Source organism: Paenibacillus sp. FSL F4-0100 (assembly GCF_037993005.1).
Classification (GTDB): domain Bacteria; phylum Bacillota; class Bacilli; order Paenibacillales; family Paenibacillaceae; genus Paenibacillus_AQ.
In genome coordinates this window covers 3,704,417-3,719,094 of sequence record NZ_CP150303.1, presented here as the reverse complement: position 1 = coordinate 3,719,094, position 14,678 = coordinate 3,704,417, and the positions used below count along the sequence as shown (strand labels likewise).

The window sequence follows — 14,678 nt, the reverse complement described above, 5'->3', positions numbered from 1 at the left end:
CCACCAAGCTAATTCCTCTCTATGACGATTTCCCAATTGTGATTACATGCAGACGCAATGCTTCCGCGCTCCGAGATATACCGTTCCACTAACTCCGCGCTGTCGATCAGAATCTCCCGAATCACTTCTTTCCCCTGAAACATGCTATAATTCCCTCCGCCCCTTGCCCGGTAGCTGTTCATGACCACATCCAGCTCCATCTCGCCCGGCAAGTCGGCGCCGTTATATTTCAGCCTGCTGACCCTAGATCCTGGGGGCTCTGCAAGGTTTATTGTATATTCAATGCCTTCCCACATGTCGTAATTATAGTGCTGCGCTTTCGGCTTCACATATGCCGGGTTCACGGCAGGGGTCCCTTTTGGGCCGACCGTAAAATAACAGGCTGTCTGTTCCAGCGCATCCCGAATGTCGCGCCCGGTCAGACGCAGAACGACCAGCGTATTCGGATACATGAAATTCGTAAGGATATCCCGCCTTGTAATAATCTCTCCAAAGCCCTTGGAATCTTCACTTAGCAATGCCGTGCAGGAAACGTTGACCCCCGCATATTCCATCTGCACGCGATGGATGAACTCGATAAAGGGATGCTCGGCAAGCCGACATGCCATAGGATCGTTCATGCCCATGTCACCCTCTACCCGTCCGATCGGCTCGTCGAGCCATGCCTGGGTCCGGCCTTCTATATCCCGGCTGGAAGCGAGCAACACCGTGTCGGCCGTCGTCCCTGTCTCCGGTCGCAGTAACTCGGCCCGCTTCTCCGCGATAATCCAGCGTTCCTGCTCCCTGGTCAGATCCAAGCTGAGCTTGCCAATGGCCTGTCCGTTGAAGCCGGGTTGGACCACCGTTACTCCATGCACCTGCCCGGCCAGCAGCCGATGCTGATGACCGGTGATGAGCACATCAATGCCATCCACCTCAGCACACATGGCGTAAGCCTGGTTTTCCCCGGTGATGTTTTCCGCTGGTTCTCCGGTTTCTATATCCCGCTCAAAACCGCCATGGTACGACACGATCATCACATCGGGCTGCTCCTCCACACGGATGCGCGGCACCCATTCCTTCACGGTTTCCAAGGCATCATGGAATTCGAGACCCTGAATATGGGACGGATTCTCCCAGCATGGAATGTAGTGCGTCGTCACACCCAACACCGCCACCCGGATGCCACTGATGTGCTTGATTAGATAGGGCTTTCCGAGGGCGGGCTCCCTGCTATCCTGCAACCGGATACCAGCAGAGAGCCAAGGAAACCGGGAATCCCGCACTGCTTGTCCGAGCGTCTCCATACCATAATTAAACTCATGGTTACCCGGAACGGCTGCATCATAACCCAGTTCATTCAGCGCACTAATCATAGGGTGGATATCGATTCCTCTTTTTACTGCATAGGAAGCCAGCGGAGAGCCTTGAATCAAATCTCCGTTATCGATCAGAAGCAGGTCCGGATGTATATGCCGCTCTTCACGGATCAGGGACGCCAGCTTGCCGAGCCCTAGATTCCGTTCGTCTTGAGTACGGTAATCCGTTGGGAACAGATGCCCGTGTATGTCGCTGGTAGCCAGCACGGCAATCGTCATTTTATTCGTCGAATTCATACCATCTCTCCTGTTCATATCTTCTTCAAGCCATTCTATCAACCGAAATGCAGTTTTATATTAAAATTCCATGTCTTTACAAAAAGTTATCATTTCATTGACAGGCCATTAACACTCCCTCCGTATAGTGAAGCAGGTAAGACATATCATTTAACTTATAAAATGGAGGTCATTGCTTTGAAAAAATGGATGAAATTCACGATGCCCCTGTTATTGTCCTTCGCTGTCATCAGCGGATGCGGCGGTAATACCGACGCCGGCGGCAAAGCCGCGGCGAACGCTGGCCAGGAGAACTCGCAAGGCACAAGCACAGGCAGCAGCACGGCTACAGAATCAACCGGGTATGTCCCTGAAAAACTGACCGTCCAATTTGTTCCTTCCCAGAATGCCGACACGCTTGAAGCCAAAGCCAAGCCGCTTGAAAAGCTGCTGTCCGACAAAATCGGGATCCCCGTTCAGGTCAGCGTATCAACTGACTATAACACGATTGTAGAAGCGATGGCTTCCAAAAAAGTAGACGTCGGCTTCCTGCCGCCAACCGCGTATGTTCTTGCCAAGGAGAAAGGCGCTGCCGAGGTTATTCTGCAGGCCCAGCGCTTTGGCGTAAAGGATGAAACTGGGGAGCCTACGGATGCACTTGTGGATTTCTACAAGGCGATGATGATCGTGAAAAAGGATTCCGCCATCCAATCCGTTGCCGACCTGAAGGGCAAAAAAATCGCCTACCAAAACGTGTCTTCCTCTGCCGGTTATGTATGGCCGGCCGCAGTTCTGATGGATAACGGAATCGACCCGTTGAAGGACGTCGAGCCGATTACGGTTAAAGGTCATGACCAAGCTGTCCTTGCTGTGTTGAACGGCGATGTCGATGCAGCAGCCATCTTCCAGGATGCCCGCAATGTCGTTAAGACCGATTATCCAACCGTGTTTGAAGATACGCGCGTACTGACCTATACGGAGAAAATTCCAAACGATACAATCAGCGTGCGCTCCGATATGAGCGCAGAATGGACCCAGAAGCTGCAGAATGCATTTATCGAGATCGGCCAGGACGAAGAAGGCCACAAAATCATTTCCGAAATTTACACCCATGAAGGATATGTAAAATCGGATGACACTCAATTTGAGATTGTCCGTGAATACGGCGAAAAGGTAAAGACAGAGTAAAGGATAAGGGACTGGGAGCCATGATTGAAATTCGCAACGTTTCGAAAAATTACGCTAATGGAACCAAAGGACTGAACCATATCAATCTGACGATCGGCCGCGGCGAATTCGTGGCGATCGTCGGGCTGTCCGGCGCTGGTAAGTCGACCCTGCTGCGGTCGATGAACCGGCTTCACGACATTACCGAAGGCGAAATCGTGATCGACGGTAAATCGATTACAGCGGCCAAGGGCAAAGAACTGCGCCGCATCCGAAGGGATATCGGCATGATTTTTCAGAGCTTCAATCTTGTGAAGCGCTCTTCCGTACTCCGCAATGTGCTCGCCGGACGCGTCGGATACCACTCCACCCTGTTCACCCTGCTTGGCCGATTTCCGAAGGCCGATGTGGATCTGGCCTTTCAGGCGCTGGACCGGGTAGGCATTGTCCTGAAGGCGTATGCCCGTGCCGATGAGCTGTCCGGCGGACAGCAGCAGCGGGTCGCGATTGCCCGAGTGCTCGCGCAGGAGGCCAAGATCATACTGGCGGACGAGCCGGTTGCTTCCCTCGATCCTTTGACCACGAAGCAGGTCATGGATGATCTCAAACGGATTAACACGGAATCCGAAATTACGACGATCGTGAATCTGCATTCGATCGATCTGGCCCGGCAGTATGCTACGCGGATTATCGGATTACGCGCCGGGGAGGTTGTCTTTGATGGACCGGTATCGGAAGCGACGGACGAACGGTTTACGGAAATATACGGGCGGCCATTCGGCAAGGATGTGGTATTGGAGGAAACGGCTGTATGAAGATGGAACTGGAAACCGCGCCATTCAAGCAATCAGCTCAGGCTCCCCCTCCTCGCCCGAAACCGCCGGGTAAACTGAAGCATTACATGACAGCGGCTTTACTGCTGCTTCTCGTCTGGGGTAGTGCGCTGCAGACGGACGCTACCTTCAAGGAGCTTGTGGAAGGACTGCCGAACATGATTGACCTGCTGCGGGAAATGTTCCCCCCGAAATGGAGCTATCTCGACAACATTTGGGAGGCGATGCTGGAGACGATACGCATGGCGCTGATCGGCACGACGCTCGGCGCCATCCTGGCGGTTCCGGTTGCGCTGCTGTGTGCAGGCAATTTGGTCAAAAGCCGGTGCATCACCTATCCTGTTCGCTTCCTGCTGAACTTGATCCGGACCATTCCTGACCTTTTGCTTGCCGCTTTTTTTGTCGCGATATTGGGGCTGGGCCCGTTACCAGGGATTTTTGCCCTATCCGTCTTTTCACTGGGTCTGATTGCTAAACTCACCTATGAAGCACTGGAAGCGATAGACCCTGGCCCGCTGGAGGCGATGACCGCTGCCGGGGCAAATCTCCCGCAGCTGATCGTATACGGTGCAGTCCCGCAGATTCGGGCACATTTCGCTTCTTATACGCTGTACACGTTCGAAATCAATGTTCGTGCCGCTGCCGTGCTCGGTCTGGTGGGTGCTGGCGGGATCGGTCATTATTATGAAGTGACACTCGGATTTTTTGAGTACGACAAGACATGCATGATCATCATCTTCACCCTGATTGTCGTCCTGATGATCGACTATCTTAGTACGAAATTGCGGGAGAAATTGTTATGAGCCAATCATGGAACGACATCGTTCCCCAACCGAAAAAAAGCCGTCTCCGCTGGCTTATCTACGTCGTGCTGGCGATCGTTTATGTCTGGGCTTTCTCGGGGATCCCGTACTCTGGCATTAAAGAAACGGCAGGTCAGGTGACAAAAGCTATTTTCTCCGGTCTGTTTTCCCCCGATTGGGATTTTGTTTATTTACCAGACGGAGAGGATTTGCTGCGCGGTTTGCTGGATACGTTGGCGATTTCCATTCTAGGGACGATCATCTCGGCTGGCATCTGCATCCCATTCGCTTTCTGGGCCGCTGCCAACATGACCGGGTCCATATTCGCCTCCGGATCAGGCAAAGTGCTGCTCAGCCTCATCCGCGTCTTTCCTGAAATCGTAATGGCGCTATTGTTCATCAAGGCGGTGGGCCCCGGCTCTTTTGCAGGCGTGCTGGCACTCGGTCTGCATTCAGTAGGCATGCTCGGCAAACTGTTCTCCGAAGAGGTGGAGCAGATCGATACGGGCCCGACCGAAGCGCTGATCGCTGCTGGTGCGACTAGGCTGCAAATTGTCCGGTTCGCCGTTGTGCCTCAGGTACTGCCCGGGTTTCTGTCGTATATCCTCTACCGCTTCGAAATCAACCTCCGATCCGCCACCATCCTCGGCATTATCGGCGCAGGCGGAATCGGGACACCGCTTATATTCGCGCTGAGCTCACGGAATTGGGACCGCGTCGGCATTATTTTGCTGGGGATTATCGTCATGATTACCTTAATTGATTTGATATCAGGGGCGATTCGAAAAAAGCTCGTTTAACCGAGGCCGTGAATAACTTTGGAAGTATCCTCCATACTAGTGAAGAACCACATCATACAATCAAGGAGGAACCATGATGATCGACAATTTGGAAAGCGACTATAACTGCGCGAAAGCCAGCGATGATCTCCATCAGCTAAAGCAAGAACTTGCCGCTCTGCGGGAACAGGGTGCTGAAGACCAAGAAACACAGGAACAACTCAACCGATTGGAGAATCAAATCTCCTTCATTATGAACAAGTGCGATATTAACCATTAACGTTCAATCCAACCTCTTCTTAGAGATCCCTCCATGATTAAAAAAACCCGTATCCGTGAAGGATACGAGTTTTTTTAGTTTGGCTATTACTCCCCAATCTGCTTGATTAATGTCTTCATAGGATCAATCGGACGATTCGCGTCATATGGATAGCGATTCAATACCTGAAGCAGTAATTGATGCAGCTTTGCGTTTTCGTTCACCTTCGTGAGAAGGAACTCCATCTTGGCAATCAGCTCCTTATATTCTGGGATGTTCCCCGGTGAATACACCTCAAACTCAAAGAACGAGTTGCCGAAGACGGTTGCCCTCTTCACGCCTTGGAACTTCACATATCGGGCTTGCTTAGTGTCGAACTCCAGAATGTCCAGTGTTCCCTTAGACTCTATGACGCCGCCTTCGCCAGAAATATTCTCCCAGTTCGTCTTGTCATCCGACACCAGGATCTGATACTTCTCCGCGTAAGCGCCCTGCCACTTTATAGTGACTTTATTTATTTCCTTTTTCTCTCCCAGATCCACAAGGAACCAGGCATCATCCACGTACGCACTGGACCAGCGGGTGGATTCATTGCCATCCACGGCCATATCAGGAGAATAATACGGAAATTCCGTTTCCGAGGACTCCGCCGACTTGTGAAGCGCAAGATTTTCCGTGCTCAACAGCTCGATCGCTTTGTTGTGGATGACAACATTATCCATTACACCCTTAAACGCGTTCGTCTCGCTGCCGATTCGCAGCGTAGGCAGGACGAGCGTGTGCATTTTTGGATATTGCATTTCAAGCCGTTCCACATATTCGTCAAGATTGACGAACAGCGATACGCCTTTGTCATCGCCCTTCAGCAAAATATGCGTCCACTTATTTTCCGGGACAACATAGTTAAAGGTACTGTCATAATGCTCCTTGGTAAATCCGAGCTTTCCAGTCTTGCCTTGCTTCAGCTTCAAAGTTCCTGCAGGCGATTCCATCAATACGGCATCATCGGGATTGTTCTTGTCGGGCTTAATCCACATGGAAGCGGTCCACCCGAAACCCATCGCATCCACCGGCGTTTCGATATAACTCTTTCCTCCATTGAAGCGAACACCCTGCTGGTACTTGCCGTCCGTTATATCGACATTGACGCCTTTTCCGTCAAAGCCGTTGCCTGAATCATCTTTGAAGCCTTGCTCGAACAAATATTTCATGACCAGATGATCTTGATTGTTCACTGTAATTTTGTGAGAACGGTCAGCATTCGGCGCATCGCCAAGAATCTTCGTCCGCTGCTCAAATTGGGAGAAGGACTTGTCGTCTCTCGTCCCGGTCCACATCTTCTCTGCGACCACCTGGATTCCAGGCATTAAACGGATATGCGCATCGTCCATGGATACGCTGTTCGCATCGGACACGTCGTTCCACATCGAGAACATGCCGCCCTTCACGCGCGGATGGCCAAGCGGTAGCGTTGTGTTCTCCCATTTGTTCGGCTCCCACTCGTTATATAGGAATTGCGAGTTCAAGTAATTCCCATAGAGCGTAGGCACGATATACAAAAAGACATTTTGGGAGTTGATGACGTCATAACCGAGATCCACGGCCTGCTGCGGTGCACCATACGGTTCATACCAGATTCCCATCGTTGCATCATTACTGATCGGTGTGGTCCCGTTGTACATGGTCAAGCCTCCCCACATGATCGGATGCTTGCCCTTGCTATTGATATGCTTCACAAGGGTGTCCATGTACCAACGGAATCGCTCGATATCCGGTCCCCAGTATTCATCCGTGCCGATGTGCACTTCAGGCCCGACAAAGGTCGGATCGCTTCCATCCAAGTATTCATTGAACAAGCTTTTGACAAATTCCACCGTTTCGGGCTTGGAAATATCCAATCCCCGCTCATCCCCTAGTGCCGGATTATAGGAAGTGAATGCGCGCGAATGTCCAGGCGTATCAATTTCCGGAACCACGTTGATGCCATAATCCATAGCCATCAATTGCAGCTCCTTGAATTCTTGCTTCGTGTAGTGCCCGTTCCCGCTTGCAAGTCCGGGATACATGGTGCTCTCCAAGCGATATGCTGCCGTCGTTCCATCCGCGAACGGAGTCCCTACATCATCGTTCAAGTGGATTTGGAACATATTCATTTTGTACCAAGACAACTGCTTTACATAGTCCCGCAGGAAATCGATCGTAAAATATTTGCGGGCAACGTCGATCATAAGTCCCCGCTTCTCATACTTCGGGTAATCCCTCGCTTCCCCGCGCGGAATCGTGCGATCCTCGTTCTGCTTGATGATTTGGAGCGCCGTTCTCGTGCCGAAGAAGGATCCTGTCGCCGAAGATGATGTAATTGAAACGTACTCGCTCACCTTGAACACATTCCCTTCATCCCCAAGCCAGGACAAGGACGGATCAATAGCTAGGTAGAGATCACCGGATCGCGGCTGCCCTGCTGTCACTTCCAGCTCATAGCCTGTCAGATCCAACAGATCATCGCGTGTGATCTCCGCTGCCTTGCGCAATACCGATTCATCCTTCGGATCCACCACAATGCGCGAGGATTCGGTTAATGTGTAATTGCCAGAGTCTCCATACCACTCACGCAGCGAAGGTATGACATCCGGCTCGGCATTGCGATCCGGTGTTTGCTCATGCAAGCCCGGAACGATGACGGTCATATTGTCCGACAGTAGTTTCCGATCCGGTTGGTTCAGGTCCTCCACTTGGATGATCAGATTCACCTTGGCGTCTACAAGCGGCGTACGGATATTTCCTTCGAGGTCAACGACAGGGAGCCTGTCGCTTCCATATACACTTACACTGTATCCAACCGGCACCTCTGCTGCAGACCAATCCAGCTTGGTTTGTCCGGCTTGCACGTTCAGAACACCCGCAACCTTATCGATCACAGATTGCAAATCATTCAACTGATACACTTCAAATTCATAAAAGGAATAGCCGTACAGCGTTCCTTCAACAGGCGCTCGCTTAACGCCCTGGAATTTCACGTAACGAGCCTCAAGCGAAGGGAAATCGACGGTTTCCACGCCTCCCTTGCTTTGGATAATTCCGTCATTGTCCTTGACATTGACCCAGGTCTGAGCGTCATCCGACACAAGAATCTTGTATGTATCGGCTGGAGTTTGCCAGCGAATGACCACTCGGTCGAACGATTTCTTCTCGCCCAGATCAACATAGAACCACTGATCGTCTTCTATAGCCGAGGACCATCTTGTATTGCCCTTGCCGTCAACCGCCAAGTCAGGCGTCAAATAATCCACTTCATTACCCGATGAAAAAGCTGGAGCATTCAGGGCAAGATTCGTCCCGCTGAATGTTGCCTCTGCAAGGAGGCGAGCCGCTTCATCATCCGATTGTCCATTGGGCATTATATTGCCGTCCTTGTCATACACGACATCTGTAACGCTTGGTGGCGTGTCATTCTTGTTGTCAGGAAAGGTTATTATTGCGCCAGTATCGCTGCTTTCAACATTCCCGCTCTCCTGTTTCGTCTTCGCCTGTGCGCTAGCAGGTTGAACTGCCGCAAATGCCGAAGTTATTCCTACAACCAAACTCAACAATAGACAAACGATCTTGATATAAATGGTTTTCTTCATCAGTTCCCTCCATATTATCTAGTATTGAAATACACGTATTAATTTTGAATTCACCACTCCTTTTCAAATGCGTAACCTCCAAAGTAAACGCTTACTTTATATGAACGTTTCTATAATATTACAAAAAGGTGCAAGTAGGAAGAATTTTATTTCCTACTTGCACCCTATTTCACTCAAAACCTTTTATATTTGTCTTCTATATCAATTTAAAACTTAATATGGTTATTTTTTCACTTTTTGACCGCCGTTTTAGCCATTTTAATCAGGTCTACTTCTGTCAACGGATTACCCGGATTGGTTGAGATGCTGAATGACTTGCCATTTTCGATCCAGGAAAGCGTGTTTGTTATAAATTCCTTACCAAGCTTGGGATGCTTCTTTTTTACTTCCTCAGCGGTTGTATAGGTATACCCTTTCTGCTTCTTATCTTTTGGATCAAGTCGTGTGCTTTGGAATTTAACATAATCGGTTCCGTTCTTATATTGTAATGAAATCATGCTTGAATTCGTCCAATTCACTTTTTTGGAATGAACTTGCTTTTTCAGCTTTTTAGCTTCTGCCTTCAATTCATTATGATATTCACTGCTGTATGGACCGAGTATTTCCCCCGATACAAAGCGATAATTCTCTGGCAGTTTATTCGGCTCTTTCAGTACCGGTTCTTTTAAAGTAGAGGCTTTCTTCCAATAATCATCATACGTAGTGTACTCTGGATGAATGTTCCCCATAGCGAACGTCTCTAGACCTTTTCTATTGGTCAGTTCATTGCTTACGTATACCATATAAGAGTCATCCGGATTCTCCTTAAGCAATTTACCAATTCTGGCTATTTCTTCCTTTTCCAATTGTGCCACTTTGCTCACAGCGGCTGCCGTGCTTGCAGGTTTCCCTGGTGCTGCCTCCGCGGCAATATTCATGGCGCCCAGCATCAATACGCCGCTTAGCGCAGCAACTGTTATTTTCATACTTTTGTTCATAGGTCATTTCTCCTTGTGGTTTCTTTTTTCAATGTATATAACAATACCGAACAAGGCTTTTGTGACATTGACACCTAGCTAAATAGTCGAATGTAAACGGACTGTATAATAGTTAGGTAGCCGGGTTGACCTACTCGTTCTCGAGAAAAATAAATAAAAAAACCGAACCTTTTTTTGATAGAGAGACAATATAGTGTGTAAGCTGCTTACCCAGGAGGGCCCTCTGAATGCAAAGTGAATATATGTACGAATTACTCAAACAAATGAAAGACGGTGATCAACAGGCGTTTCATACGATGTATGATGCCACCTATCAGGACGTCTACCGAACCGTTTCCTTTCTGGTGGATCATCAGCAGGATCGGGAAGATGTCATGAATGAGATTTATATGCAAATGTGGACGTCACTTGCCAATTACGATACGAATCGACCTTTCCATTTCTGGCTGCACGGCTTGGTCATCCGTCAAGTGCAGAGATTTCGGGTCAAGCGCTGGCGGAGATTCCGAATATTTGAACGCATCCGTTCCTTCTCTCGGGAAGAGTCGCACTGGGATCAACCTTCTGTGTTGATGGACGGCACGAACCAAATGATATCGCAGGCAATGCAAAAATTGACTGATAAACAGCGAACGGTGATGATCCTCCGCTTTTTTCACGACTATACGCTGGAGGAAATCGCGACATTGCTCGAAATTCCAGTGGGTACAGTCAAGTCCAGATATCATGCAGGCATCCAGGCGCTTCGAAAAAACATATGGAGTCTCCCCCCCAGAAAGGATGGAAGAGATCAATGACTATTGAACGCAATATCCGTGAACATCTGCACAAAGAAGCAGAAACGATGGATTGCCCACCGGCAATTTCCAACCGAATAGCACGATCCTATTCACAATATTTGCAACAAAAAAGGAGCGAGAAACCTATGAAAAAACGACTAATTGCTGGAATCGTTACAACTGCCATTTTGATTCCAACCGCAGCATTTGCTGCCCCTACTCTGATTGAAATGCTGACCAGAACACCGATGACGGCTGAACAAGTCAAGACGGATGAGGTTGGCAAAGCAACACTTGAGAAGCTGTATCGCGCATTCCCTGAAACAAAATCGTTTGAGATTATCGAGGCAAGCAACGTTCAAGGTGTTCAAACCAGCATCATCCTCCAGGAAAAAGGGGGAATCGGCAAAAAAATTACCCTTCATACAAACAGTACGACAGGTGAGGTTGAACACGTGATTCAAGAGAATTGGGAACCTAAGGAGAAGCCACTCACTGCTTTAACCGATCAGGACATCAAGTCGAAGGTTGATCTTCTCATAAATAAAATGTATGGCAATATTGAAGAGTATGAGTTTGCTATGGAGCAAATGGAGAACCCGGATCAGAAAACGTTGATGCTGAACTACTCCCAAAAGGGGTCAACAACTCCCTTCTACCAGGTATTCGTTCAGGGCAATTCAATCAGTGTTTCACTGATTGGAGGTGTGACCTCATCTTCAAACAGTAAAGTAGAAGGTTTCTTCTCTACTAATGGTAAGCCTGATTATTTTGCAGATGCCTATTTAAATGATGCCACACTGTTTTCTTTACTAAACATGAGCGCAAGCGAATTAAAACAAGAATTAGCAAAAGGTAAATCTGTAGTGGAGATTGCAGCAGCTAAACATGTCTCGAAGCAGCAAGTAATAGATGTCATTGCAAAAACACAGGTTGATTTACAAATGCAAGGTGAAGCTAATGGCGATGTTCCTAAAAGCAACCTTTCAATTGAGCAAATGTTAAAAGCTATTGAACCAAAAGTATTACAAGTTATTGAATACAAAATGGTAACACCATCAAAGAAATAACAAGTTGATGGGGCTTCAAAAGCGTTGAATAATACCAAAAAGCCGGATTCCTCAAAATAGGAAAACCCGGCTTTTTAACTATTGATCATCCTGAGCGTATTTTTTCGTTAAATGGTTGGCGGTACTCCTTTTACTAAAGACGAATTCACTCTACTCCGTCGGACATGATCGGTTAAAGGTCTTCCGGCTTTATAAATTTCACCTCTGGATACATGTCACTCGGTCCCTGAAGCAGATTTCCACCCGTTCCTTTCAGTTGCTTATTAAAGAAATCGAGTACATATTGATTTACGATGCTTGATCCTCTTTTACCATTGATATCTCCTGTTATCCCCGATAGTTTAATCAACTCTGAATAGAATTGAAGGTCCGTGAAATTGAAATGTTGGGTTCCTTCTACATAAATCACATTTCCCCCATGATTGAGTACATTTTTCATAATGTGCAGCTCATCTGAAAGAGATTTAGTTACTTCGTCATCCGAATTTCTATCAATTTCAAAATTGGCTAACCAGTCTTCAAAACTTCCCGATCTGATGAACATAAACGGCTTGTTTATATCATCTCTATTTTCCACTTCATATAGTGACCCGTCCATATTAATCCCGGCCTTGACTCTATGATCTAAATAAGTTGTATTAAATGCCGTTGCACCCCCAAAAGAATGCCCCATTACGCCTAAGTTATTTAAATCTATTTTCCCTTTAAATTGACTTTCAATTGCACCAGAATTTAGCTTTTCAATTTGATCGATTACAAACTCCACATCTTGTGTCCATATATTTCCTATTTCCCTGCGATCTTCTACGGTGGTCATCTTAGTTTTATAGTCCGTTACACGGCCATCCGGAAAAATGGTAGCAAAGGTGCTATACGTATGATCAATTGTGACCACGATAAACCCATGACTGGCCAGATTCTCGGCCTGTGATGCATGTAGAACTTTACTGGTTCCCATACCATGAGATAGCAGTACCAAAGGATAAGGACTTGTAGAAGGTAATATTTCTACATTTTCATAAGAGTTGGTTCTATTATACTTCCAGTAATCGAGCACAAAGTTGGGCAGCTTTAAAGAAGTAGAGAAGCTCTGAATAAACTTTTTGAACATTTCTTTATCATTTGGAAAAAGAGTTCCACGCTTGTTGTTATTCCTATTTTCAGTAGGGTACCAAACTTGAACCATTAGCTCCCTCTTATCGCTTTGATCTTCAGTTAATACTTCATCTCTGTTCTGATCTGTAAAATGAAATGTTTGAGTACCCACTTTCTCTGGACCATCAGGCTTCGGCAAATCAAAGACTGGCAAGTATACAGACAAGCCGGTAGATACAACCAGTAGAATGACGATTAGGGAAGATAAACTATACTTCAACAGCTTCCCTATTTTTAGATTCACCATCTTACCTGAATGTCTCAATAAAACGATGAGTATGAATAGCGCCGTCATAATATATACCAAAAGTAACTGCCATCTGTATCCCTCAACAAACAATTGAACTAATAATATAACGCTACTTCCTATACCCACACCCAATCCTGTTTTCTTTGAGCTTCTTTTAATAAACAATAGATCTACGAGTAAAGCGAAACAGGATAGAACTAAAAGTATCTCAAAAAATCTCATTTAAATTCCTCTCTCTCATCACGGTTATCGTCCGAATTGGACATACTTTGAAAAACCGCCTCACAAGACGGCTTTTCATATTCATTTATACACATTTGGGAAATCTCTCGAGTAGACTTTTACAGGATATTTACTTCGCTTCGTTCATGAATGCTCTAACGTCTTCAGCAATTTCTTTAAATAACGTATGGTGCAAGTAATGTGATCCATCCATTGTTATTACTTTTCCATGCACCGAGTCTTTGATCTGTCCTTCGTGCAAAGGTATCCATCCTTCTACGCCTGTATTATTCGCCTGTATAAGGAGAAGAAGTGGAAGATCTTTAGGGAATGTTAAACCTTGAGCTCCTTTGAAATTGGAAGAAATATGGTCCATCTCATTCAACATCGTGGAACTATTTGAGTTTTTATTCGACAGCATTTTCATCTGCTCTACAGTGTGGTCATCAAATGGGAGTCCGGTATAAGGGTCACTACCAAATTTGACCGCCAATCTTTGGAGACCTGATTTTTTAAGAAATGCGAACGTTTTTAATGGGAATTTAACATCCATACCCGGTTGTGTTGGTACACTGCTATCGATTCCGACAAAGGCAGTCACCTCGTTTGGATATTTGTTCACATAATCAATGCCGTAAATGCCTGCAATGGAGTGGCCCATGAGCATGTATTGGTTAATGTTAAGCTGTTGTAGAGCTTCATGAACCTCACTTACGATATTCTCTGTGGTTCGTTCTTTTTCAGTTCCATCACTTAATCCATAACCGAAAGGCTCAACCGCCACAACTTTGTAATATGGAGATAGCTCATCAATGAGCAGCTTGAAATCAAGCGCTGGTGCAGCTGTTCCATAACCTGGCAGAAGCACGATCGTTTCCTTGCCTTCGCCTTGAATGAACACATTCATATTTTTCCCGTCTACAGATACGTGCTGGCCGTAGGGCTCTATCTTTTTCGCCTCCGAATTGCTACTGATCACATTCGTGATATAAACAATACCTAGAAACAGAACAATGGCAATTACGATTGCTCCTAGTATTTTAAGTATCATGTTTCGTACTTTTTTGGCCCTCGATCCATTCTTCGCTTTCTTTTCCTCTGGTGTCACTCTCATCTTCTCCTGTCTTGAACTGTTTGTTGAGTTTTCTTCTTTGCTACTAATGAAATCTTAACCAATGAAAATG

11 protein-coding genes and 1 pseudogene are annotated in these 14,678 nt (G+C 47.0%); 7 read left to right on the top strand and 5 right to left on the bottom strand.

The window, feature by feature from the left end:
* Positions 1-8: 8 nt before the first annotated feature.
* Positions 9-1,595: a bifunctional UDP-sugar hydrolase/5'-nucleotidase gene (locus tag MHH48_RS16750; RefSeq protein WP_076323403.1), complete on the bottom strand. Its 1,587-nt coding sequence runs from the start codon at positions 1,593-1,595 to the stop codon at positions 9-11.
* Between the two features lie 177 nt (positions 1,596-1,772).
* Here MHH48_RS16750 and MHH48_RS16745 point away from each other — a divergent pair, with 177 nt between their 5' ends.
* The 5 genes from MHH48_RS16745 to MHH48_RS16725 all read left to right on the top strand — a co-directional run bounded on the left by MHH48_RS16745 (position 1,773) and on the right by MHH48_RS16725 (position 5,436).
* Positions 1,773-2,762 (top strand): phosphate/phosphite/phosphonate ABC transporter substrate-binding protein, encoded by a 990-nt coding sequence (locus tag MHH48_RS16745; protein WP_076323402.1) that lies wholly within the window; start codon positions 1,773-1,775, stop codon positions 2,760-2,762.
* Between the two features lie 20 nt (positions 2,763-2,782).
* Positions 2,783-3,556: a phosphonate ABC transporter ATP-binding protein gene (gene phnC, locus MHH48_RS16740; protein ID WP_076323401.1), complete on the top strand. Its 774-nt coding sequence runs from the start codon at positions 2,783-2,785 to the stop codon at positions 3,554-3,556.
* Entirely contained in the window at positions 3,553-4,377 is an 825-nt protein-coding gene (gene phnE, locus MHH48_RS16735; RefSeq protein ID WP_076323400.1) for a phosphonate ABC transporter, permease protein PhnE, read from the top strand. Before phnC ends, phnE (MHH48_RS16735) begins: the two co-directional genes overlap by 4 nt.
* Positions 4,374-5,177, top strand: a complete 804-nt coding sequence (phnE, locus tag MHH48_RS16730; protein WP_076323399.1) for a phosphonate ABC transporter, permease protein PhnE — start codon at positions 4,374-4,376, stop codon at positions 5,175-5,177. Before phnE (MHH48_RS16735) ends, phnE (MHH48_RS16730) begins: the two co-directional genes overlap by 4 nt.
* 76 nt (positions 5,178-5,253) lie before the next feature.
* Complete coding sequence (locus MHH48_RS16725; RefSeq protein ID WP_076323398.1) at positions 5,254-5,436, top strand: DUF2524 domain-containing protein; 183 nt, start codon at positions 5,254-5,256, stop codon at positions 5,434-5,436.
* A gap of 86 nt (positions 5,437-5,522) precedes the next feature.
* Here MHH48_RS16725 and MHH48_RS16720 read toward each other — a convergent pair whose 3' ends face one another.
* Positions 5,523-9,041 (bottom strand): discoidin domain-containing protein, encoded by a 3,519-nt coding sequence (locus tag MHH48_RS16720; RefSeq protein ID WP_076323397.1) that lies wholly within the window; start codon positions 9,039-9,041, stop codon positions 5,523-5,525.
* A 230-nt stretch (positions 9,042-9,271) separates the two neighbouring features.
* On the bottom strand, positions 9,272-10,018 hold the full coding sequence (locus MHH48_RS16715; protein ID WP_076323396.1) for a hypothetical protein: 747 nt from the start codon (positions 10,016-10,018) through the stop codon (positions 9,272-9,274).
* A 227-nt stretch (positions 10,019-10,245) separates the two neighbouring features.
* Between MHH48_RS16715 and MHH48_RS16710 the strand changes: the two are divergent.
* Positions 10,246-10,822, top strand: a pseudogene (locus MHH48_RS16710) (sigma-70 family RNA polymerase sigma factor).
* A complete protein-coding gene (locus tag MHH48_RS16705; protein WP_179090647.1) occupies positions 10,812-11,867 on the top strand; it encodes a hypothetical protein in 1,056 nt (351 codons plus the stop codon). Before MHH48_RS16710 ends, MHH48_RS16705 begins: the two are co-directional and overlap by 11 nt.
* A 172-nt stretch (positions 11,868-12,039) precedes the next feature.
* Here the strand turns inward: MHH48_RS16705 and MHH48_RS16700 are convergent, their stop codons facing one another.
* Together MHH48_RS16700 and MHH48_RS16695 are read right to left on the bottom strand one after the other, a co-directional pair.
* Complete coding sequence (locus MHH48_RS16700) at positions 12,040-13,494, bottom strand: alpha/beta fold hydrolase (RefSeq protein WP_076323395.1); 1,455 nt, start codon at positions 13,492-13,494, stop codon at positions 12,040-12,042.
* Positions 13,495-13,624: 130 nt separating this feature from the next.
* Complete coding sequence (locus MHH48_RS16695) at positions 13,625-14,608, bottom strand: alpha/beta hydrolase (RefSeq protein WP_076323394.1); 984 nt, start codon at positions 14,606-14,608, stop codon at positions 13,625-13,627.
* Between the last annotated feature and the right edge of the window lie 70 nt (positions 14,609-14,678).

Bases quoted from the DNA above. Each gene is read 5' to 3' on its own strand.
- MHH48_RS16715 (WP_076323396.1), bottom strand. From the start codon at position 10,018: ATGAACAAAAGTATGAAAATAACAGTTGCTGCGCTAAGCGGCGTATTG.
- MHH48_RS16720 (WP_076323397.1), bottom strand. From the start codon at position 9,041: ATGAAGAAAACCATTTATATCAAGATCGTTTGTCTATTGTTGAGTTTG.
- MHH48_RS16700 (WP_076323395.1), bottom strand. From the start codon at position 13,494: ATGAGATTTTTTGAGATACTTTTAGTTCTATCCTGTTTCGCTTTACTC.
- phnC (WP_076323401.1), top strand. From the start codon at position 2,783: ATGATTGAAATTCGCAACGTTTCGAAAAATTACGCTAATGGAACCAAA.
- MHH48_RS16695 (WP_076323394.1), bottom strand. From the start codon at position 14,608: ATGAGAGTGACACCAGAGGAAAAGAAAGCGAAGAATGGATCGAGGGCC.
- MHH48_RS16705 (WP_179090647.1), top strand. From the start codon at position 10,812: ATGACTATTGAACGCAATATCCGTGAACATCTGCACAAAGAAGCAGAA.
- phnE (WP_076323399.1), top strand. From the start codon at position 4,374: ATGAGCCAATCATGGAACGACATCGTTCCCCAACCGAAAAAAAGCCGT.
- MHH48_RS16750 (WP_076323403.1), bottom strand. From the start codon at position 1,595: ATGAATTCGACGAATAAAATGACGATTGCCGTGCTGGCTACCAGCGAC.
- MHH48_RS16725 (WP_076323398.1), top strand. From the start codon at position 5,254: ATGATCGACAATTTGGAAAGCGACTATAACTGCGCGAAAGCCAGCGAT.
- phnE (WP_076323400.1), top strand. From the start codon at position 3,553: ATGAAGATGGAACTGGAAACCGCGCCATTCAAGCAATCAGCTCAGGCT.